Consider the following 20,790-nt stretch of genomic DNA (forward strand, 5'->3'; position numbering starts at 1 on the left):
GGGCATGAACATGAATGCACAGCGTGGTGCGGTGTTGATCGTCAGCCTGGTGTTCCTGTTGCTGCTAACCCTGTTGGCCACATCGTCGATGCAGAACGCCACGCTCCAGGAAAAAGTGGCCGGCACGCTCAACCGGCGTGTTGCCTCGTTTCAGTCTGCCGAGACAGCCCTGCGCATGGCGGAAGCGAAAATTGTCTCACCGGGGTTTTCCCAGTCGCCCTGTTCGTCTCCAGCGAAATGTTTGCCACCGCCTGAAGCGCTGACCCTTTCCAGTAGCGGAACGGGCGGGGACTCGGGTGTGAGTTGGGTCGCAACACGCGGTGGCTTCTACGGTATTCAGCATGTCGGCAAAACTGATCAACCAGCAGGTGGCGGAGACGGTCAGCTCTGGAGTTTGTACCGCGTGACCGCTATTGGTATTGAGGGCGACTCACGCACCGTGCTCGAAAGCATCCACACCCAGGAGCGTCGTGTCATGTGGCGGCAGCGGCAATGAATAGACAAACCGCGGGCTTCACCTTGATCGAACTGCTGATTGCCATCGCCATCGTCGCGATTCTCGCCGCCGTCGCGTATCCGCAATACAGCGAATACACCCGGAAAACCCGCCGCTCCGAGATCGCAGGAGTGCTGGTTGAAGAGGCGCAGAAGCTTGAGCGGTTTCACTCGCGGGCAGGACAATACTCGGACGTCAGCGGGCCGCCGGCTTTCAGTCATGAGGTATCGAAGGGGAATGCGTTTTATCGGATAGGGGCAGAGCGCAAGGAGCGGACATTTACGCTGACCGCATCGCCCATTGGCGGAGGGATTATGGGCGGGGATGCCTGTGGCAGCTTTGTGCTGGAAAACACCGGCAGGCGCGACAATCTCGGGATGTCGGGGGCTGCCAGTGTGTTGGGGTGTTGGGGGCGGTGAGATGACCTAGGTCTGCTACGGCACCGCGCGTCAGGGCGTTCGTCTGCCGAAAACAGCCACACATCCCCCCGGCAAATATTGAAACAACCGGTTGCTATATAGTTTCTCCATTAAGGAGAGATTAAATGGCTAAAGGGTGTCGGGGCTTTACGCTGGTCGAGTTGCTGGTGACCATCACGTTGGTCGGCATCCTCGCCGCGATCGCCGTTCCGAGTTTCAGCACGGCGATTCAAAACACCAAGGCAGATACGGAGGTCAGCGACTTTCAGCGTTTCCTTAATTACGCCCGCCAACAAGCCATCAACAGTGGCACTGTCATTCGTATCACGCCATCGGTGGCGGGTGCTGCCTGGAATACGCAGCTGAGTGCCATTGATCCTGCGGCAACGGCGCCGATTCCCATTCTGCGAGTTTTGCCGGCGATGGATTCTGCATCAGTGCTTACAGTGAGCGGAAATCCTACTGCGATCGACTTCAACAACCTGGGGGGGTTGGCCGCACCAGTGCCGACGGCGGCTGCTGCCGTAAGCGTCACCTATACACGCGGCACCATCACCCGAGTGATCAACATATGCCTGAGCGGTCGTATCGTATTGGGTGGATGCTGATGAACGAACGGATGGGTTATAAGCAACAGGGCACGACGCTGATTGAAGTATTGGTCGCCCTGCTTGTACTGGCCATTGGGCTGTTGGGTGCGGCAGCGCTTCAGTTGAATGCGCTGAAATACACCGACAGTTCAAGGCTCAGCAGCCAGGCAAGCTTTATCGCGTACGACATGATGGACCGCATACGCGCCAATCCTGATGCTGACTATAGTTTGACTTCCCTGGCGGCGGTGACTTCTGGCCCCAATCTGACTGTTCCGCGCACGCAGGATCTCTACGACTTCAAGACCAATATCCAAACTCTCGACCCCGTCACGGGCGATGGGACCATTACGGTGGATCCGACGTATAAGAGGCTGGTCACCATTACGGTGACCTGGAGTGATGCCCGGGCCGCCAACCCGGCAACTCCCTTGCAGACCTTTACTGTGAAGAGTCGTGTGGCGATAGACGCGAAGGTGACGCAATGAAGCACCGCGCCAGGGGCTTCGGCCTGATCGAGATCATGATCTCGCTGCTATTGGGTTTGCTTATAGTGGCGGGTGTTATTCAGATTTTCATTTCAGCCAAGAACACCTATCTGTCACAGAACGCCTCGGCGGTCATGCAAGAGGATGCACGTTTCATCCTCACCAAGATGGCTCAGGAAATACGCATGGTCGGAATGTTTGGCTGTCTGGCGACGGTCAAAGACTCAAGCGCCAACAGTGACTTCGCCGCTGCGCAGCTGACGCCAGTCCGGTGGGATAACGCAGCGTCGAAATTGACGTTGGTAACATCCGATGTGGGAAACAACGGCGGTACTCCGACCTGGACCGTTGTCTCCGATTGCAAGTCGGGAGCGACCGCTACAACCGGGGCGGCTACACCCGCTGCTAATCAGTTAGCGTTTCCGATACGTCAGCTCGTCTATCAGTTTACGAATAACCAGATACTTCTAGGGGGCGCTCCCATCGTCAGTAACGTGAAAAATTTCGCGGTTATGTTTGGTACTGCCAATACGGCCTCGGACACAGCTGTTACGGGCTACACGGCAACGCCTGCCAGCACGAACCTGATACGCAGTGTGCGACTGACCCTGGAGATGACAGACGCGACCGGTCGGGTTAAAAACCAGACGTTCAGCGTTCTCACCGCTTTACGTAACCGTCTCTACTAGGTGCTGCCATCGTGAAAGTAACCAGGCGAAGAGCTGTTCAATGTATTCGGTTTCGCGAGCGCGGAATGGCTCTGCTCGTCAGTCTGGTGTTTCTCTTGCTGCTGACGTTGATCGGGATCTCATCGATGCAGAACGCAACGCTTCAGGAAAAGATGTCGGGCAGCGTCAAGCTCCGCAACGAGTCCTTTCAAATCGCGGAAGCGGCTGCGCGTATGGGGGAGTCTGCAGTTCAGGCCAATGATTACAAACTGGCGACGTGCACAAAGTGCGCTCCGCCTCCGGAAGCCGCAAGCGTACTCGTACCGGGCGCGAACAGTACCTCGGGCGTGATCTGGTTCGCGGCGACAGACATAGCGGGAGGTTTTTGGGCTGTGCAGAAAATTGCGACAACGAAGGACCCGGTAAACGTCAATTTTGTCGGGGAGGATGAAAGTAACTCTTGGACGCTGTATCGCATCACCGGCGTAGGCGTGTCGGGTAACTCACGCACTGTAGTGGAAAGTATTTATGCCAAACGTTGAGTGGTGCCGCAAAGCAAGGCTTTATTTGGGCAGGCTGTTGATGGGTGCTTTGCTTGGGCTTTATGGCTCGGCGACTGCCTACGCTGCTTTTGTGCCGTCAGACTCGCCTTTGTTAACGGTAGGCTCAGTGACTCCGAACGTGATGCTGTTGGTGGATGATTCCGGGAGTATGAACAGCATTATATGGGCCTCAGGGTTCGATCCGAATGCGAAACCGGTGCAAGTGTATAACTGCAGTTCGGACACTAACTGCCTCTTCATCAATGCCCTGGATATGACTGACACCAACTTTTTTGTAGGAAACCTGCGCGCTGGGGGATGTGCTTTTGGATACGACGGCTTCTATAAAGCCTCAACTGGCAGCGTCGTTTGTCTCAAACTGCCCGACCCCGTGGGAAACGGGAATACTCGGTACACAACTGCCTACATCAGCTACTTGCTTTACGCCACGTCGCTGCCAAAAAAAGACTACACAACAGATGATTCGATTCCCGATGATTATCGAATCAACGTTGCTCGCAATGTGTCAGCGGCGCTGGTGGCCAGCAACCGAAATCTGCGCATAGGCCTGGCTACATTCAACCCACCTACGAGCAGGGATTCCGGGCCTGGCGGCAACATCGTAAGGCCGATCAGCGACTTATCTCAGACGACCTCAACCACCGCCGCCCAGGCGACCAAAAACTACAGTTTGTTGATTGATTCAATCAACGGTCCAACCAACGGTCTATCGGCGATCGCCAATACTCCACTGGCTGAAACGTATTACGAGGTTACCCGCTACTTTCGTGGGCTGGCGCCGTACTACAACTCGACGCCAGCAACCTACACCAGTCCGATTCAATACCGTTGCCAGCGCAACTATGGTGTCGTTATCACCGACGGTCTGCCAACTTACGACCGCACGTTCCCCACCAACGATCCCCAAGGCGGCACTAACTTGCCTAACTGGGATCCCACTGACGATGACGGTGACAACCTCAACGGCGATGGTGAGGGTGACACGCTGTATTTGGACGATATCGCGAAATTTGCTTACGACATTGATATGCGCATTGGCGGCACCGATGCTGCCGGCAAGAGTTGGGATGCGACCGACTTCACAAAGCAAAACATGTTCACGTATACCGTCGGCTTCACAGCGGCCAACGCTATGCTCTCCAAAGCGGCCGTCAATGGTAAGGGTATCTATTATCAAGCGACGGACAGCGCAGGTCTGAATACTGCGCTGTCTGCGGCGCTGAACGACATCACATCCCGCGCAGGGACTGGGGGCGGTGCGGCAGCGAACTCTTCTACTCTGTCCAGCAACTCTGTGTTTTATCAGACTCAATACGACCCTACGGACTGGCGAGGGACGATCAAGGCCTTGTCCATCGGTGCGGATGGGGTTGTCAACACGGCTGCACCTAAATGGTCTACAGATACACGGATCGTTCCTGGTATTACGTCGACATACGAGTCTTGGAATACGCTAACCAATAGCGTCATTCCGCTGTCCTTTCCCAACTTCTCATTGCCGCAACAGCTCGTGCTCAGCGCCAACCTGCCACTGGGTATCTCCGGACTTGACTTGGTGCAATGGAGCAAGGGCATCAACAAGACAGGATTGAAGACACGCACGGTGTTACTCGGTGATGTGATCAACTCACCCTTGGCCTATGCCTCGCCCACAGATAACCCAGCGTCAGATCCCGCATCTGACAATAGCTACTCTACGTATCTGGACATCAAAACTAACTCGATGAATCCCAACTTGGTAGTGAATGCCAACGATGGGTTGGTAAACGTAATTGACCCGTCGACGGGCGACAGGCGTTATGCATACATGCCGTCAACGGTCCTCGCTAATCTTCATTACGTCGCGGACCCAAACTATATAAGCGGCGTGTCTCACAAATTTCTCGTGGACGGCCAGATTTCAATCGTAGACGTTCAGTTCGCCTCGTCGTGGAAAACGCTCGCCATTGGCGGGAGCGGCTCGGGTGGCAAGGGGTTTTATGCGTTGCAGTTGTTCAACGCCGGTGCCTCGAACACAGTGAAGGCGCTGTGGGACATCAACAGTGCCTCTGCTGGATTTACCAATATGGGGTACGCGTATGCCAAGCCGGTGGTTGCGCAATTGCCGGATGGTCGGTGGGCGGCGTTCATCTCTAACGGTTATGGCAGCACCAACGGCGTGGCGTCACTCTTCGTTGTTGATGCCAGCAATGGGGCGCTCATAAGGGAGATAACCGTTGATACTTCAGGCAATAACGGACTGTCTTCTGTGAGATTGCGCGTCAATGCTCAGAGTGTCGTGCAATACGCCTATGGCGGTGATTTGAAAGGGCAGATGTGGAAGTTTGATTTCACAGGGCAGACAGCCGCCTCTTGGAAGGTCGGACTCGGCGGCAGTCCGTTGTTTACCGCCGCTGGAGGCGCGAATCAACCGATCACCGCTCAGCCGGTGGTGGGAAATAACCCGAACGGCGGAAAAATGGTGTATTTCGGGACAGGCAAATTGCTTGAAACAGCGGACAAAACAACGACTGCAACTCAAGCGTTCTATGCGATCTGGGACAACGATGGGACGAGTGCCAACTATCACGAGAGTGACCTTGTGGCCCAGGCGATCAATGGCGTTTACAGTGCATCCTCCGGGCAGTTTTTTACCACCACTCAGAACGACGTAAATTACGCAGCCAAGAAAGGCTTTTACCTTCCGCTGATCTACAACAACGTGGCGACGGGGGAGCGCGTCATCTACGCAGCCGTGCTAGCTTTCGGCCGGGTACGATTTACCACTGCGATTGTCGACACCGGTGATCCATGTTCCAGTTCGGGATCGGGTAGGTTTGTCGATTTAGATGCCTTGAACGGACGAATGCTCAGTTATCCCGTTCTGGATACCAATGGTGATGGGCTTGTTAACAGCGCTGACAGCAACTCAAGCGGTTTTCTAGTGAGCGGCGGGGTGCCTTATTTTGCGGCAGCGCTTGATAAAGGCGATGGCACCCAGGCTCTTTTCTTGGGCGGGACACCCAATGGCGCACCTGACGGTTTGGCCGTAGTGTCAAACCGACGCATCATGTGGAGACAGATCAGATGAGGAAAGGAGAAATGTTGGGCAGTAAAACGAAGGGATTCACCCTTATAGAGCTGATGATCGTCGTGGCGATTGTAGGTATCCTCGCGGCGATTGCGTATCCCAGTTATACCGAATACGTACGGCGCACTCACCGTACTGAAATAGCAGGATTGCTCATGGAGCAGAGCCAGATTCTAGAGCGCGCTTTCACCAAGAACGGAAGTTATTTAAATGTGCCTATCACCAGAAATGCCTGGTACAAAGTTGCCATCGCCTATTCGAACGCTACTACTGGTATGGACTTTACGCTGACCGCGACGCCTGACCCCACCGCCATGATGAACGGTGATAAATGCGGCAGCTTCACCATCACCAATGCCGGCGTACGCGGCAATTCTACCGGGCTGTCGAACAAAGACTGTTGGGGCCGTTGAATCCATGCACCTGAGCAAGCCGTGGCCGCTGTGCTAAATCAAGACATAGTCATCATCGGCGGCGGCGTCATCGGCCTCCTGACCGCCTTCAACCTCGCCTCCAAAGTCCGAAGCGTCACGCTGCTCGACCGCTCGGAAGTCGGTCAGGAGTCTTCATGGGCCGGCGGCGGCATCGTGTCCCCGCTTTACCCGTGGCGCTACAGCCCGGCGGTAACGGCACTCTCGCACTGGTCGCAGGATTTTTACCCACAGCTCGCCGAGCGCTTGCTGGCAATGACCGGCATTGATCCGCAAGTGCACAAGACTGGCCTTTACTGGCTGGATCTAGACGACGAAGCAGAAGCGCTCGAGTGGGCGGCGCGGGTGAATCGTCCGCTGAGGTCGGTGGATATCTCTGCGGTCTACGACGCCGTCCCCGTCATGGGCGGTGGCTATTCACGTGCGGTGCACATGGCTGACGTCGCCAACGTGCGCAACCCGCGTCTGGTCAAGTCGCTGAAGGCTGCGTTATTGGCGTTGCCCAACGTGGTGATTCGAGAGCACTGCCAGGTCATCGACTTTGTGCGCGAAGGTGATCGCGTACTGGGTGTCACGACGGACGAGGGCGATGTGCTCGGCGATAGCGTGGTGCTGGCGGCAGGTGCATGGAGCGGCGACTTGCTCGGCAAGCTGGGGCTGGCGCTGCCCGTTGAGCCGGTCAAAGGGCAGATGATTCTCTACAAATGTGCCGCCGACTTTCTGCCGAGCATGATCCTCGCCAAGGGCCGTTACGCGATTCCCCGGCGTGACGGACATATCCTCATCGGCAGTACGCTTGAGCACGAAGGGTTTGATAAGACACCCACCGAAAATGCCCTGGAAAGCCTGAAAGCTTCGGCGATCGAATTGATCCCCGCGTTGGCAGACGCTCAGGTTTTCGGGCATTGGGCAGGTCTGCGGCCGGGCTCGCCTGACGGCATTCCATTCATCGGGCCGGTGCCGAATCATCAAGGCTTATGGCTGAACTGCGGGCACTACCGCAACGGCCTGGTACTGGCGCCGGCCTCGTGTCAGTTGCTGACGGATTTGCTGGTGGGGGATGAGCCGATTATCGATGAGGCGCCGTATGCGCCTGCGGGAAGGTTTAACGCTTGAGGGGTTCAGCCGGATAACAGGTCCCAAAAAGGGAACGATCGGTCCCTTTTTTTGGGACCCGTCCAGCGCCGCGGAACCGGTCACTCCAGCCCAAGCTTCTTCAACCGATAACGCATCGACCTGAACGTCAAATTCAAACGCTGCGCCGCAGCCGTGCGATTCCAGCGGGTTTCCTCCAGCGCCTGCAGGATGAGCTTGCGCTCGATGCTTTCCAGATAGTCTTCCAGGTTATCGATGTCGGCCAGGCTCGGACCGTCCTGCTCGGTAGGCCTTGACGGTTCGGCCAGGCGCAGGTCTGCGGTATTGATCTGGTCGTCTTCGCACAGCGTGTAGGCCCGCTCAAGCATGTTTTCCAGCTCGCGCACGTTGCCGGGAAAGCGGTAGCCCTTGAGGGCCGCCAGCGCGTGGGGAGGGAGGACGGTGGCAGGTTCGCCAGCGGATTCCGTCAGGCGGCGCAGCACGCTGTTGGCGATCTCTTCGATATCCTCGCGGCGTTCGCGCAGGGGCGGTACGCGCAGCTCGATGACGTTCAGCCGGTAGTACAAATCCTGACGGAAACGCCCGGCGGCCACTTCCTGATTGAGGTCCTTGTGGGTGGCGCACAGCACGCGAACATCCACCACTTGCTCCTGCTGGCCGCCAATCGCGCGGACGGATTTTTCCTGGATCGCGCGGAGCAGTTTCACCTGCATAGCCAGCGGCAGGTCAGCCACTTCATCGAGAAACAGCGTCCCGCCGTTGGCGACCTGAAACAGCCCGGGCTTGTCTTCGTGGGCGCCGGTGAAGCTGCCTTTGCGGTGCCCGAAGAATTCACTTTCCATCAGCTCTGACGGGATCGCGCCACAGTTGACCGGCACGAACGGCTGCTCGGCGCGCGGGCCTTGCTCATGAATAAGCCGGGCCACCAGTTCCTTGCCGCTGCCTGATTCGCCGCTGATGTAAATCGGCGCCTGGCTGCGCGCCAATTTGGCGATCTGCTTGCGTAACGACTGCATCGGCGGAGAGCTGCCCAGCAGACGATGGTCGATGCGGTTGTCTTCGGCAGGCGCTAGGCGCAGGCGCAAGGCACTGGTCACCAACTCACGCAACCGCGTCAGGTCGACCGGCTTGGTCAGGAAGTCGAACGCGCCGGCTTTCAGGGCATGGATCGCCGTGTCGAGGCTGCCGTGGGCGGTGATCATCGCCACCGGCACTTGGTTGTGGCGCTTCTGAATGTGCTGCACCAGTTCCAGGCCATTGCCATCGGGCAGGCGCATGTCGGTCAGGCACAGGTCAAACCCCTCGCGCGCCAGCCACTCTTGGGCTTCCTTGACGTTTCGCGCGCTGCGGGTGTCCAGTTTCATCCGTCCAAGCGTGATTTCCAGCAACTCACGAATGTCCGGCTCATCGTCGACGATCAGGATCTTTTGCCGTTGGCTCATGTTCAGCTCAGCTTGAACGGATGGGCGAAGGTAATTCGCATGCAGCTTCCGCCACCTTCCCGTGGAATGTAGTTGAGGCTCGCCTGATTGCTTTCGCACAACTCGCGCGACAGGTACAGGCCCAGGCCGGTTCCTTTGCTTTCGGTGGTGAAGAAGGGTTCGAAGATTTTCGGAAGATGCTCTTCGGCAACGCCCGGCCCGTCGTCGATGACCTCCAGCGTCGGCAGCTCACTGAACGGGGCTTGAAACAACCTTAGCCAGACTTGCGCCTGTTCGTGCCGCTGGCCGCTGTAGCGCAACCCGTTTTGCAGCAGATTGCTCATTACTTGCTGCAACTGCTCGGCGTCCATCTGCGTACTGAGCACGCCGGGGCCGATGTCCAGGTGCACGGCCTGATTAGCGGTCAGCTCGTCGCGCAGGTTCCGGACGAACGCCTCAAGCCACTGCTTGAGATCCAGCAGATGGGGTTCGGTCTGACGTCGACGAGACAACTGCAGAACGTTCTCGATCACCAGATTCATCCGCCGCGATTGATCGTGAATGATCTGACTGAGACGCCGGTCCGGAGCGGTCAGTTCCTCGGATTCCAGCAGCAGCTGGGCGGCATGACTGATGGCGCCCAGCGGGTTGCGGATCTCGTGGGCGATACCGGCGGTCAGTCTGCCCAGGGCAGCGAGTTTGAGCTGCTGGGCCTGTTGGGAAATCTGGGAAAGGTCGTCGAGAAACACCAGCGTGTGGCGATGACTCCCTCGCGTCAGTGCGATGAAACCCGGACGCAGCACCGGACCGACGGCCGAAGTGGTGATGGCGCGCGGTGCCATCGATGGATTGGTTGTCCACTGACCAAGGCGCTCTACCAGTTGCGGCGAATACGCGTCGACGATTTCTCCCAGCAAGCGCTCGTGCCCCAAGAGGTTCAGCGCGCTCTGGTTGGCGAGCAGCACTTTGTGATCCTCGTCGAGCACCAGAATGCCGGTCCGCATGCGTTGCAGGATCAGTGCATTGAGCTCTTCAAGGTTGTCGACGTCAGCGGCGCGACGTTCGGCGATGTCTTCGCTGAGCTGAAGTCGTCGTGCGAGAGCCTGTACCAGCAGTGCCGCCGCGAAGCACAGAGCGCCCAGCGAGCCGGCCTGCACGAAATGATTAGCCGCTGAAGGCTTGTGATAGCTGATGTAGAAGGTCAGATAAATGATGCCGATGGCTGACAGCGCGGCAATCAGCAGCCCGGTTCGCTTGCGCAACAGCACATTGCTGATCGCGACCGAGGCAATGATCAGGTTGCCAATGCCGCTCGGTGCACCGCCCCCGGCGTAGAACAGTGCGGCCAGCATCAGAGTGTCGGCCATGGCCAGGGAGAACAGTTGCCCCTGGCGGCTCGGGCGCTCCAGCAGCACCACCACCAGAATATTGAACACCAGATACAGCCAGCAGCCGATGCGGAAGAGCTCGATATCGGCCAGCTCCAGCAGTTCGGCATCCAGGCTGCTGGAGATCAGCAGCACCAGCAGCACACCAATGCTCAGACGGTACAGGTGATACAGCCGCAATATGCGCTGGGCCTGAGGCGTCGTCAGCGAAAGGCTGTCAGCGGTCACGTGCAGCGGGGCCCTGCAAACGGTGCGCTTCGGTGCAATACCATCGCTGGTCCTGGCTTAGCGCGCGATCGCGGAGGACATGCACGCCACATTGCGCGCAACGCACCATGGGCGCGGCATCGAGTTCCGGCGTTGCGGGTTTCGGGCGTGGGGCAGGGCCTTTCACCAAGCGTTTGAAAAACCAGATGGCCGCCGCGATCAGGGCGATCCACATAATCAAGCGAATCATGTCTGTCAGCTTATGAAGTGAAGAGCGCGCAGTGTAGCCAAGCGGGTGTCGGCCGCACAGTCATCTCCATCGCCGTATGCTGTCGGAAAACGGTCAGGCATGAAAAAAGGCCCCGAAGGGCCTCTTTTAGTTGACGTATGGCGGTGACCGGATCAGTCGAACAGGCCAAAGGTCATGTAGCTGAAGATCGAGCGGCTTTTCGGCGTGCCGTCATCGTCAGTGTTTTTCGTCTCTTCGTCAGCCGACTGGTTTTCAGGCAGCAAGTCGGCAGGGATGGCTTCCTTGGCATCCTGATACTGCTTGATCACGTCCTGGTTGGCGCGGGTTTGTCCTGGCGGCAGCGGCGGACGGCTTTCGATCAGGCCCAGCGTCGCCTTGGACAACCACGAGCGGTTGTCGGCTTCTGCCGTGCGCGCTTCAAACTTGCCGTCGACCAGTTGCGGGTGATCCGGATAGTTGGTTTTCAGGACTTGCAGGCTGGTGTCAGCCAGGTCGTCCAGGTGCAGACGCTGATAGGCCTCGACCATGACCGCCAGACCGTCACCAACCGATGGGGTTTCCTGGAAGTTTTCGACCACGTAGCGACCACGGTTGGCCGCTGCCACGTAGGCCTGACGGGTCAGGTAGTAGTCGGCAACGTGAATCTCGTAGGCCGCCAGCAGGTTGCGCAGGTAAATCATGCGCTGCTTGGCGTCAGGGGCGTAGCGGCTGTTCGGGTAGCGGCTGGTCAGCTGGGCGAACTCGTTGTACGAATCGCGAGCGGCGCCCGGGTCACGCTTGGTCTGATCCAGTGGCAGGAAGCGGGCGATGATGCCGACGTCCTGGTCGAACGAGGTCAGGCCCTTGAGGTAGTAGGCGTAGTCCACGTTCGGGTGTTGCGGATGCAGACGAATGAAACGCTCGGCCGCCGACTTGGCAGCTTCGGGCTCGCCATTCTTGTAGTTGGCATAGATCAGCTCGAGTTGCGCCTGGTCAGCGTAGCGACCGAACGGATAACGCGACTCCAGCGCCTTGAGCTTCTCGGTGGCGCTATTATAGCTGTTGTTGTCCAGATCGGCCTGCGCCTGCTGGTACAGCTCGACTTCACTGAGGTTTTCGTCGATGACTTCTTTCTTCGAAGAACAGGCAACAGTAAGTCCGAGGATGGCTATCAGCAGCAGGTGTTTCACTTGCATGGCGGCTTGCGTCCCTATAACGGCCTGCTGTCTTGCGCAGGACCGTCCTGTTATGATGGGCGCCCCGTGGAACCCCCGGGACAAAAGACGCCGTATTTAACCACAAGCGCACAGCCGAAACCAAAGGCCAGTGCCACCTCCTAGTTTGAGCATGTCTGAGATCATAGAACTCCGCGCAGAGGTGCCGTCCGAATTGGGCGGTCAACGCCTCGACCAAGTCGCCGCCCAACTATTCGCAGAGCACTCGCGCTCGCGCCTTTCCGCCTGGATCAAAGACGGCCGCCTGACTGTGGACGGAGGCGTTTTGCGCCCGCGTGACATCGTGCATGGCGGCGCCGTTCTGCTCCTCAAAGCCGAGCAGGAAGCCCAGGGCGAGTGGATCGCGCAGGACATCGAGCTCGACATCGTCTACGAAGACGACCAGATCCTGGTGATCAACAAGCCGTCCGGCCTGGTTGTGCATCCGGCAGCAGGTCACGCCGACGGCACCCTGCTCAATGCCTTGCTGCACCATGTGCCGGACATCATCAATGTCCCGCGTGCCGGCATCGTGCACCGTCTGGACAAAGACACCACCGGTCTGATGGTGGTCGCCAAGACCATTCAGGCGCAGACCCAGCTGGTCACCCAGCTGCAGAACCGCAGCGTCAGCCGCATCTATGAGTGCATCGTCATCGGCGTGGTGACTGCCGGCGGCAAGATCAACGCGCCGATCGGTCGTCACGGCCAGCAGCGTCAGCGCATGGCGGTCATGGAAGGCGGCAAGCCTGCGGTCAGCCATTACCGGGTTCTGGAGCGTTTCCGTTCGCACACCCACGTGCGGGTCAAGCTTGAAACCGGGCGTACCCACCAGATTCGGGTGCACATGGCCCACATCAACTTCCCGCTGGTCGGCGATCCCGCCTACGGCGGTCGCTTCCGGATTCCACCTGCGGCCAACGTCAACATGGTCGAATCGCTGAAACATTTCCCGCGTCAGGCGCTGCATGCGCGTTTCCTTGAACTGGATCATCCGACGACCGGTAAGCGCATGAGCTGGGAATCGCCGCTGCCGGACGACTTTGTCTGGCTGCTGACCCTACTCAAGCAAGACCGCGAAGCGTTCATTGGATGACTGAGCGCGTGGCGGACTGGCTGATTGCCGACTGGCCTGCGCCGGCCGGTGTCAAAGCGTGCGTCACGACGCGTTCGGGCGGAGTCAGTGTGGCGCCGTTCGACAGCTTCAATCTCGGTGATCACGTTGACGATGATCCAGCAGCCGTTGCTCATAACCGTTCGGTACTGACCGCGCGCCTGAACATTCAGCCTGCATGGCTGAAGCAGGTTCACGGGGTTGATGTCGTCGAGGCCGCGCCGGCAGAAGTACTTGAGGCGGACGCCAGCTGGAGCAGAACCCCGGGCGTTGCATGCACCATCATGACGGCTGATTGCTTGCCGGCGCTTTTCTGCAATAAAGCAGGTACTCAGGTTGCCGCTGCCCATGCGGGCTGGCGCGGTCTTGCGGCAGGTGTGCTTGAGGCGGTAGTGGACAGCTTTGCCGATGCGCCGTCCGACATTCTTGTCTGGCTCGGCCCTGCTATCGGGCCGCAGGCGTTCGAAGTCGGTCCCGAAGTGCGCGAAGCCTTTATGGACACGCACCCCGAGGCGATCCAGGCGTTTGTACCCAGCGCCAACGCCGGCAAATTCATGGCCGACATCTACCAGTTGGCGCGCATCCGTCTGGCAGCCCACGGGGTGACAGCGGTGTACGGCGGAGGCCTTTCGACCTACAACGATGAGCGCTTCTTCTCCTATCGTCGTGGCGCACGTACAGGACGGTTTGCTTCGCTTGTCTGGATCGAAGCCCGATAGCCTCAGCTGCGCTTCTGCACTAATTCGTCCCGAATCCCTTCCTTCAAGCTAATGTTGATCCACGTCAACCCGTCAGCGCTTGAATCCTGCCTAATCGTCCGCATCTTAGAACCATCTGGCAGGTTTTCTTTATTAGGTGTGTTCATTGCTCCGGCCTGCCCATATAGGAAGGTGACGAATGCGTATTGACCGTTTAACCAGCAAATTACAACTCGCTCTATCAGATTCCCAATCACTGGCGGTGGGCCTTGACCACCCGGCCATTGAGCCCGCGCACTTGATGCAGGCACTGCTTGAGCAGCAGGGCGGTTCGATCAAGCCTTTGCTGCTGCAGGTGGGCTTCGACATCAACAGCCTGCGCACCGCGCTGACCAAAGAGCTCGATCAGCTGCCGAAGATCCAGAACCCCACCGGTGACGTGAACATGTCCCAGGATCTGGCGCGCCTGTTGAATCAGGCCGATCGTCTGGCTCAGCAGAAGGGTGATCAGTTCATCTCCAGCGAGCTGGTGCTGCTCGCAGCCATGGACGAAAACAGCAAACTCGGCAAGCTGCTGCTGGGTCAGGGCGTCAGCAAGAAAGCGCTGGAAAACGCCATCAGCAACCTGCGTGGCGGCGATGCCGTCAACGACCCGAACGCGGAAGAGTCCCGCCAGGCGCTGGACAAGTACACCGTTGACCTGACCAAGCGCGCCGAGGAAGGCAAGCTTGACCCGGTGATTGGCCGCGACGACGAGATCCGTCGGACCATTCAGGTGCTGCAGCGCCGGACCAAGAACAACCCGGTGCTGATCGGTGAGCCTGGCGTGGGTAAAACCGCCATCGCCGAGGGCCTTGCCCAGCGCATCATCAACGGCGAAGTGCCGGATGGCCTGCGCGGCAAGCGTCTGCTGTCCCTGGACATGGGGGCGCTGATCGCGGGTGCCAAATTCCGTGGCGAGTTCGAAGAGCGCCTGAAAGGCCTGCTCAACGAACTGTCGAAGCAGGAAGGGCAGATCATTTTGTTCATCGACGAACTGCACACCATGGTTGGTGCCGGCAAGGCCGAGGGCTCGATGGACGCCGGCAACATGCTCAAGCCGGCGCTGGCCCGAGGCGAGCTGCATTGCGTGGGCGCCACGACGCTCAACGAGTACCGCCAATATATAGAGAAGGACGCTGCCCTTGAGCGTCGCTTCCAGAAAGTGCTGGTGGATGAGCCGAGCGAAGAAGACACCATCGCCATTCTGCGCGGCTTGAAAGAGCGCTATGAGGTTCACCACAAGGTGGCGATTACTGACGGTGCGATCATCGCGGCGGCCAAGCTCAGCCACCGGTACATCACCGATCGGCAACTGCCGGACAAAGCGATCGACCTGATCGACGAAGCGGCCAGCCGCATCCGCATGGAGATCGACTCGAAGCCGGAAGTACTCGACCGCCTTGAACGTCGCCTGATCCAGCTGAAGGTAGAAGCGCAGGCGCTGAAGAAGGAAGACGACGAGGCCGCGATCAAGCGCCTGGAAAAACTCCAGGAAGAGATTCAGCGCCTTGAGCGGGAATATGCCGACCTCGAAGAAATCTGGACGTCCGAAAAAGCGGAGGTGACCGGCTCTGCGCAGATTCAGCAGAAGATCGAGCAGTCGCGCCAGGAGCTGGAAGCCGCGCGGCGTAAGGGCGACCTCAACCGCATGGCTGAATTGCAGTACGGGGTCATTCCCGATCTGGAGCGCAGCCTGCAGATGGTCGATCAGCACGGCAAGCCGGAAAACCAGTTGCTGCGCAGCAAGGTGACCGAGGAAGAGATTGCCGAAGTCGTGTCCAAATGGACCGGCATTCCGGTGTCGAAGATGCTTGAAGGCGAGCGTGACAAGCTGCTGAAGATGGAAGAGCTGCTGCACCAGCGCGTGATCGGCCAGAACGAAGCGGTCGTCGCGGTGGCCAATGCTGTGCGCCGGTCGCGTGCCGGGCTGTCGGACCCTAATCGTCCGAGCGGCTCGTTCATGTTCCTCGGCCCAACCGGTGTGGGTAAGACCGAGCTGTGCAAGGCGCTGGCGGAATTCCTGTTCGACACCGAAGAGGCCATGGTGCGGATCGACATGTCCGAGTTCATGGAGAAACATTCCGTGGCTCGACTGATCGGCGCACCACCGGGGTATGTCGGATACGAAGAGGGCGGTTATCTGACCGAAGCGGTTCGCCGCAAGCCTTACTCGGTCATCCTGCTGGACGAAGTCGAGAAAGCGCACCCGGACGTATTCAACGTCTTGCTGCAAGTGCTTGAGGACGGGCGTCTGACCGACAGCCACGGGCGTACGGTTGATTTCCGTAATACCGTGATCGTCATGACCTCCAACCTTGGCTCGGCTCGCATCCAGGAGCTGGTGGGCGATCGGGAAGGGCAGCGCGCGGCGGTCATGGACGCGCTCACTACGCACTTCCGTCCGGAGTTCATCAATCGGGTGGACGAGGTGGTGATCTTCGAACCGCTGGCCCGCGATCAGATCGCAGGCATCACCGAGATCCAGCTGGGCCGTCTGCGCCAGCGTCTGGCGGAGCGCGATCTGGGTCTGGAGCTTTCCAGCGAGGCGATGGACAAGCTGATCGCCGTCGGCTACGACCCTGTGTACGGCGCACGGCCGCTTAAACGAGCGATCCAGCGCTGGATCGAAAACCCGCTGGCTCAGTTGATCCTGTCGGGGGGCTTCATGCCAGGCACCAGCATCCGAGGCACGGTGCAGGACGACGAGATCGTCTTCGGCTGATCCGCGCTTCTGTATGGAGGCGCAAAGGGCTCTCCAGGTGAGGGCCCTTTTTTATGCGCGGCGATTTATTCACTGAACCACAGGATTTTCGGGGGGTTGAGGGTCATCCGCAAAAAAATCGCAAATCATTGTCTTGAAAGCAATTTAGAGGGTTGACAGGTGTTTCTGGAAATGTAGAATAGCGCGCCTCAGAGACGTGAACGCAGCGATGCAAACAGGTCGAAGAGGCTGAAAATGCGGTAGGTTCAGTGAGGTAAGTGCCAGATTCATCTGGTGAAGATTTACTGAATTTGTTGTATTGAAGCGCGTCAAACGCTGCATCTGAAATTGATAGATTTGAAAAGATCGTTCCGTGATAGCTCAGTCGGTAGAGCAAATGACTGTTAATCATTGGGTCCCAGGTTCGAGTCCTGGTCACGGAGCCAATTTCAAGAGGTAGTACCGTCGGGGTATAGCGCAGTCCGGTAGCGCGCCTGCTTTGGGAGCAGGATGTCAGGAGTTCGAATCCCCTTACCCCGACCATTATTTGGGTCGTTAGCTCAGTTGGTAGAGCAGTTGGCTTTTAACCAATTGGTCGTAGGTTCGAATCCCACACGACCCACCATTTTTGACCTGGCTTCATCGGGTTGGATCTTAGGGAGTGACGCCATTCGCGTCACCCGCTCTGGAAACGCCTTAAGGTGTTTTCATGTTTCACCGGGGTATAGCGCAGTCCGGTAGCGCGCCTGCTTTGGGAGCAGGATGTCAGGAGTTCGAATCCCCTTACCCCGACCATTTTCGCCTCAGCTGTATCCGGGCAGAAAATACCGCCGAAGCGCCACTCGCGCTGAAGCTACAAAAAAGCGTCCTTCGGGACGCTTTTTTCGTTTCTGGCATTTACTGAACCTTGGCAGTGTTCGCCCAGTACGCCTCGATCTGATTCTTCAGGTCATCCGGGATCGGGGCGAAATCCAGCGAGCGTGCGTGTTCCTGCCCGCTCTCCAGCGTCCAGCGAAAGAAATCCTGAACGGTCTTCTGCCGGTCCGCGTCTTTGGGCTGCTTGTACATCACGATGAACGTCGCGGCGGTAATCGGGTAAGCGTTTTCCCCCGGCGCGTCTAGCATCGACAGGTCAAAATCCTTCGCGCTCTTCCAGTCTGCCGTAGCGGCTGCCGCCTGAAAGCTCTCAGTGCTCGGCGTGACGAACGTGCCGGCAGCGTTCTGCAACAGCCCATAATTTAACTTCTGCTGTTTGACGTAGGCGTACTCGACGTAGCCGATCGAGTTCGGCACCTGCTTCACGTACGTCGCCACGCCTTCGCTGCCTTTGCTGCCCATGCCCACCGGCCACTTGACCGAAGACCCAGCGCCGAGCTGACTCTTCCATTGCGGGCTGACCTTCGCCAGATAACTGACCCAATTGAACGTAGTGCCGGAATCATCCGAGCGATACGCGACGCTGATTTTCGCGTCAGGCAATGTCACGCCCGGGTTCAGGGCGGCGAGGGCCGGATCATTCCATTTGCTGATCTTGCCCAGGTAGATGTCGGCCAGCACCGGGCCCGTGAATTTCAGGGTGCCCGGTTTGACCGAGGCGACATTGATGACAGGAACAATGCCGCCGATCACCGAAGGGAACTGCTGGAGGCCGAACGTTTGAAGGTCTGCCGAGCTCATCGGGCGGTCAGTCGCGCCGAAATCCACGGCACCTTCCTTAATCAACGCAATGCCTGCGCCAGAGCCGATGTACTGGTAGTTAACCTTGATCTGGGTCTTCTGGTTGTAGTCGGTGGCCCACTTGTACAGCACCGGATAAATGAACGTGGAGCCGGCGCCGGTAACCTCGGACGCTGCGCCTGCCGTGGCGATCATGGATAGATTGAGCGCGATGCCAAGGCCTGCGGCCAGCATCAGTCGGGAGAGCTGCAACATGGATGACTTCCTGTTATCGAGCGGCATCGGGTGAGATGCGCTGATGGGATCACAGCAAGCAGCACATTTTTATGACAAGGGGTGACAGATTCTCTTCATCGGCAGGTTGATCAATCGCGGCGGCCAGCTCGGTTATTTACACGTCGCTTCGGGTGCGGATTCAATAGGGCCGGTATAGACTTCAGGCAGTCTTCCAAGGATCGGCCGTTATATGAAGTCGGCAACTCCCTCATTCGAGCAACAGCGACTTGAAGCGCTGCATCTTCTCGAAGTACTCGACACGCCACCCGAGATCGCGCTGGACCGGATCACGCGTCTGGTTGCGCAAGTGCTGAACGTGCCGATCGCGCTGATATCGCTGGTGGATCAGGACCGCCAGTGGTTCAAGTCCCGCGTGGGGCTTGAAGCGGTGGAGCTGCCCCGGGAGGTCGCGTTCTGTGCCCACGCCATTCTTGAAGCCACCGAGCTTGTGGTGCCCGATGCCATCGAAGACGCGCGGTTCCGCGACAATCAGTTGGTCACCGGCGATCCCCATGTCCGCTTTTATGCTGGCGTGCCGATACGCACCAGCGCCGGCTTTGCAGTAGGCACGCTTTGCGCCATCGATGCGCGTCCCAGAACTCTCACCCCTGACGAGCTCGGCATCCTTCACGATTTGGCCGAAATCGTCAGCCGTGAAATGCAGCTGCGGGAAAACCTGATGCTGGCGCGGTTTCAGAAGAGTCGCTCCGAAGCGATGTTCCAGGCAAGCGAGGCAGGCTATCGCTCGATGTTCGAGCTGGCCTCGGTGGGCATTGCACTGGTCGCGCCGGACGGTGGCTGGATCAGCGTCAACGCCGCACTGTGTGACATCCTCGGCTACGCGTCTGAAGAGCTGAGAGATCTGACGTTTCAGGACATCACTCACCCCGACGATCTGGACAGTGATCTTGAGATGCTGCATCAGCTGAGTGTTGGTCAAATCAACAGCTACCAGATGGAAAAGCGTTACCTACGCAAAAGCGGCTGCGCTGTCTGGGTCAATCTAAGCGTCACGAAGAAGCTCTCGGAGGCGGGCGGGCTGGAATATTTCATCTCGATCATTCAGAACATTCAAGCGCGCAAAGAGCTTGAGCAGGAGGCCCGGCATGATTCGCTGACCGGCCTGCACAATCGTCGCGCGCTGGATGCGCTGTTGCCCATCGCTCAGGCCCGGGCTGACCGCTCCAGATTGCAAATGGCGTTGATGTTCATTGACCTGGATGGGTTCAAAGCCATCAACGACAGTTATGGGCACGATGCCGGTGATGATCTGCTGCGCACTATTGCCACACGTTTACAGAACTGCATTCGAAGGACCGACAGTCTGGTGCGGCTGGCCGGTGATGAATTCATTGTGATTCTGGAAGGCATCACGCCGGGCGTGGAAGAAGCCCGCGAAGTGGCTCAGAAACTCCTCGCCGCGATCGCACAGCCCCTCACGATCAAGGGCGATGTCATTCGCAGCAACGCCAGCATCGGCTTTTCCATGTACGAACCCGGCTCGGGCAAGGCCCCTGACGAACTCATGCGCGAAGCCGACCGCTGGATGTATAAAGCCAAGCATCTGGGTAAAGGCAGGGTAATGCCGTAGCGGGCTGTGGTTCAGCGCGGTGACTCAAGCAAAGCGCCTACGCCTCAAAACCAGACGCATATCCTGCAGCACCACCGCCTTTGTAGGAGCGCGCTTGCCCGCGAAGGCTGGGGTACAGCCGATAGAGATGCGTCGGGTGTACCAACGCTTTCGCGGGCAAGCGCGCTCCTACGCCTTCGGCAGAAGCAGGGCGGGGTAGGCCTGAACTCTGGTGTTTGATTATGGCCGGATGCCGTAGGAGCGTGGCTTTTCCCGCGATCTGCCGGGAACAGGCAGTCAACCAGACGGCACTGTTCCATCGGGTACACAGCATTGGCCAATTTGCTGCCGCTACGCGCCAGATCGCTGGACAAGCCTCGCTCCTACCGAACTTGCATGCGCCGGACATTCAGCGCTTGGCACAGATCATTGT

The 20,790-nt window shown here is 58.4% G+C and carries 18 protein-coding genes and 4 tRNA genes; 17 read left to right on the forward strand and 5 right to left on the reverse strand.

Annotated features, from left to right (window positions below):
* Positions 1-4 precede the first annotated feature (4 nt).
* The 9 genes from BMY98_RS15145 to thiO all read left to right on the forward strand — a co-directional run bounded on the left by BMY98_RS15145 (position 5) and on the right by thiO (position 7,841).
* Complete coding sequence (locus tag BMY98_RS15145; RefSeq protein WP_074890564.1) at positions 5-496, forward strand: pilus assembly PilX family protein; 492 nt, start codon at positions 5-7, stop codon at positions 494-496.
* Positions 493-915, forward strand: coding sequence for a type IV pilin protein (locus BMY98_RS15150; RefSeq protein WP_074890525.1), 423 nt, complete (start codon positions 493-495; stop codon positions 913-915). Before BMY98_RS15145 ends, BMY98_RS15150 begins: the two co-directional genes overlap by 4 nt.
* 125 nt (positions 916-1,040) lie before the next feature.
* Positions 1,041-1,523: a GspH/FimT family pseudopilin gene (locus BMY98_RS15155; protein WP_074890527.1), complete on the forward strand. Its 483-nt coding sequence runs from the start codon at positions 1,041-1,043 to the stop codon at positions 1,521-1,523.
* Positions 1,523-1,993: a type IV pilus modification protein PilV gene (pilV, locus tag BMY98_RS15160; RefSeq protein ID WP_074890565.1), complete on the forward strand. Its 471-nt coding sequence runs from the start codon at positions 1,523-1,525 to the stop codon at positions 1,991-1,993. Before BMY98_RS15155 ends, pilV begins: the two co-directional genes overlap by 1 nt.
* Positions 1,990-2,682, forward strand: a complete 693-nt coding sequence (locus BMY98_RS15165) for a PilW family protein (protein ID WP_074890529.1) — start codon at positions 1,990-1,992, stop codon at positions 2,680-2,682. Before pilV ends, BMY98_RS15165 begins: the two co-directional genes overlap by 4 nt.
* A 65-nt stretch (positions 2,683-2,747) precedes the next feature.
* A complete protein-coding gene (locus tag BMY98_RS15170) occupies positions 2,748-3,203 on the forward strand; it encodes a pilus assembly PilX family protein (RefSeq protein WP_074890530.1) in 456 nt (151 codons plus the stop codon).
* Positions 3,190-6,294 (forward strand): pilus assembly protein, encoded by a 3,105-nt coding sequence (locus BMY98_RS15175; RefSeq protein WP_074890531.1) that lies wholly within the window; start codon positions 3,190-3,192, stop codon positions 6,292-6,294. The genes BMY98_RS15170 and BMY98_RS15175 overlap by 14 nt, the downstream gene beginning before the upstream one ends.
* Before the next feature lie 14 nt (positions 6,295-6,308).
* On the forward strand, positions 6,309-6,707 hold the full coding sequence (locus BMY98_RS15180; protein ID WP_108119151.1) for a type IV pilin protein: 399 nt from the start codon (positions 6,309-6,311) through the stop codon (positions 6,705-6,707).
* Between the two features lie 30 nt (positions 6,708-6,737).
* Entirely contained in the window at positions 6,738-7,841 is a 1,104-nt protein-coding gene (gene thiO, locus BMY98_RS15185; protein WP_074890567.1) for a glycine oxidase ThiO, read from the forward strand.
* Positions 7,842-7,921: 80 nt separating this feature from the next.
* Here thiO and BMY98_RS15190 read toward each other — a convergent pair whose 3' ends face one another.
* The 4 genes from BMY98_RS15190 to BMY98_RS15205 all read right to left on the reverse strand — a co-directional run bounded on the left by BMY98_RS15190 (position 7,922) and on the right by BMY98_RS15205 (position 12,261).
* Positions 7,922-9,262 (reverse strand): sigma-54-dependent transcriptional regulator, encoded by a 1,341-nt coding sequence (locus BMY98_RS15190; protein WP_074890535.1) that lies wholly within the window; start codon positions 9,260-9,262, stop codon positions 7,922-7,924.
* Between the two features lie 2 nt (positions 9,263-9,264).
* Positions 9,265-10,857 (reverse strand): sensor histidine kinase, encoded by a 1,593-nt coding sequence (locus BMY98_RS15195; RefSeq protein ID WP_074890537.1) that lies wholly within the window; start codon positions 10,855-10,857, stop codon positions 9,265-9,267.
* The gene (locus BMY98_RS27435; protein WP_074890538.1) at positions 10,847-11,086 is read right to left on the reverse strand and encodes a PP0621 family protein; all 240 of its coding nucleotides are present in this window, start codon (positions 11,084-11,086) and stop codon (positions 10,847-10,849) included. Before BMY98_RS27435 ends, BMY98_RS15195 begins: the two co-directional genes overlap by 11 nt.
* A 152-nt stretch (positions 11,087-11,238) precedes the next feature.
* Complete coding sequence (locus BMY98_RS15205) at positions 11,239-12,261, reverse strand: outer membrane protein assembly factor BamD (protein ID WP_074890540.1); 1,023 nt, start codon at positions 12,259-12,261, stop codon at positions 11,239-11,241.
* A gap of 151 nt (positions 12,262-12,412) precedes the next feature.
* Here BMY98_RS15205 and rluD point away from each other — a divergent pair, with 151 nt between their 5' ends.
* The 7 genes from rluD to BMY98_RS15240 all read left to right on the forward strand — a co-directional run bounded on the left by rluD (position 12,413) and on the right by BMY98_RS15240 (position 17,629).
* Positions 12,413-13,375 carry a 23S rRNA pseudouridine(1911/1915/1917) synthase RluD gene (gene rluD, locus BMY98_RS15210; protein ID WP_074890541.1) on the forward strand — a complete coding sequence of 321 codons (963 nt, stop codon included), beginning with the start codon at positions 12,413-12,415 and terminating at the stop codon, positions 13,373-13,375.
* On the forward strand, positions 13,372-14,112 hold the full coding sequence (gene pgeF, locus BMY98_RS15215; protein WP_425438879.1) for a peptidoglycan editing factor PgeF: 741 nt from the start codon (positions 13,372-13,374) through the stop codon (positions 14,110-14,112). Before rluD ends, pgeF begins: the two co-directional genes overlap by 4 nt.
* 178 nt (positions 14,113-14,290) lie before the next feature.
* Positions 14,291-16,855, forward strand: coding sequence for an ATP-dependent chaperone ClpB (clpB, locus tag BMY98_RS15220; protein ID WP_074890543.1), 2,565 nt, complete (start codon positions 14,291-14,293; stop codon positions 16,853-16,855).
* Positions 16,856-17,204: 349 nt separating this feature from the next.
* Positions 17,205-17,280 (forward strand) — tRNA-Asn (locus BMY98_RS15225).
* 20 nt (positions 17,281-17,300) lie between these two features.
* Positions 17,301-17,377 (forward strand) — tRNA-Pro (locus BMY98_RS15230).
* Between the two features lie 6 nt (positions 17,378-17,383).
* Positions 17,384-17,459 (forward strand) — tRNA-Lys (locus BMY98_RS15235).
* Positions 17,460-17,552: 93 nt separating this feature from the next.
* Positions 17,553-17,629 (forward strand) — tRNA-Pro (locus BMY98_RS15240).
* Positions 17,630-17,731: 102 nt separating this feature from the next.
* On the opposite strand, the gene pstS is transcribed toward BMY98_RS15240, so the two are convergent.
* On the reverse strand, positions 17,732-18,766 hold the full coding sequence (pstS, locus tag BMY98_RS15245) for a phosphate ABC transporter substrate-binding protein PstS (protein WP_074890545.1): 1,035 nt from the start codon (positions 18,764-18,766) through the stop codon (positions 17,732-17,734).
* Positions 18,767-18,977: 211 nt separating this feature from the next.
* Between pstS and BMY98_RS15250 the strand changes: the two genes are divergently transcribed.
* Positions 18,978-20,378 carry a sensor domain-containing diguanylate cyclase gene (locus BMY98_RS15250; RefSeq protein WP_074890546.1) on the forward strand — a complete coding sequence of 467 codons (1,401 nt, stop codon included), beginning with the start codon at positions 18,978-18,980 and terminating at the stop codon, positions 20,376-20,378.
* The last annotated feature ends 412 nt before the right edge of the window (positions 20,379-20,790 follow it).

The sequence above is a fragment of the Pseudomonas graminis genome (assembly GCF_900111735.1).
Classification (GTDB): Bacteria; Pseudomonadota; Gammaproteobacteria; order Pseudomonadales; family Pseudomonadaceae; genus Aquipseudomonas; species Aquipseudomonas graminis.

Excerpts from the sequence above, each read along its gene's own strand:
- pgeF (WP_425438879.1), top strand. The coding sequence starts at position 13,372 with ATGACTGAGCGCGTGGCGGACTGGCTGATTGCCGACTGGCCTGCGCCG.
- BMY98_RS15155 (WP_074890527.1), top strand. The coding sequence starts at position 1,041 with ATGGCTAAAGGGTGTCGGGGCTTTACGCTGGTCGAGTTGCTGGTGACC.
- BMY98_RS15175 (WP_074890531.1), top strand. The coding sequence starts at position 3,190 with ATGCCAAACGTTGAGTGGTGCCGCAAAGCAAGGCTTTATTTGGGCAGG.
- BMY98_RS15170 (WP_074890530.1), top strand. The coding sequence starts at position 2,748 with ATGGCTCTGCTCGTCAGTCTGGTGTTTCTCTTGCTGCTGACGTTGATC.
- BMY98_RS15145 (WP_074890564.1), top strand. The coding sequence starts at position 5 with ATGAACATGAATGCACAGCGTGGTGCGGTGTTGATCGTCAGCCTGGTG.
- clpB (WP_074890543.1), top strand. The coding sequence starts at position 14,291 with ATGCGTATTGACCGTTTAACCAGCAAATTACAACTCGCTCTATCAGAT.
- pilV (WP_074890565.1), top strand. The coding sequence starts at position 1,523 with ATGAACGAACGGATGGGTTATAAGCAACAGGGCACGACGCTGATTGAA.
- BMY98_RS15250 (WP_074890546.1), top strand. The coding sequence starts at position 18,978 with ATGAAGTCGGCAACTCCCTCATTCGAGCAACAGCGACTTGAAGCGCTG.
- pstS (WP_074890545.1), bottom strand. The coding sequence starts at position 18,766 with ATGTTGCAGCTCTCCCGACTGATGCTGGCCGCAGGCCTTGGCATCGCG.
- BMY98_RS15150 (WP_074890525.1), top strand. The coding sequence starts at position 493 with ATGAATAGACAAACCGCGGGCTTCACCTTGATCGAACTGCTGATTGCC.
- BMY98_RS15165 (WP_074890529.1), top strand. The coding sequence starts at position 1,990 with ATGAAGCACCGCGCCAGGGGCTTCGGCCTGATCGAGATCATGATCTCG.
- BMY98_RS15190 (WP_074890535.1), bottom strand. The coding sequence starts at position 9,262 with ATGAGCCAACGGCAAAAGATCCTGATCGTCGACGATGAGCCGGACATT.
- rluD (WP_074890541.1), top strand. The coding sequence starts at position 12,413 with ATGTCTGAGATCATAGAACTCCGCGCAGAGGTGCCGTCCGAATTGGGC.
- BMY98_RS15205 (WP_074890540.1), bottom strand. The coding sequence starts at position 12,261 with ATGCAAGTGAAACACCTGCTGCTGATAGCCATCCTCGGACTTACTGTT.
- BMY98_RS27435 (WP_074890538.1), bottom strand. The coding sequence starts at position 11,086 with ATGATTCGCTTGATTATGTGGATCGCCCTGATCGCGGCGGCCATCTGG.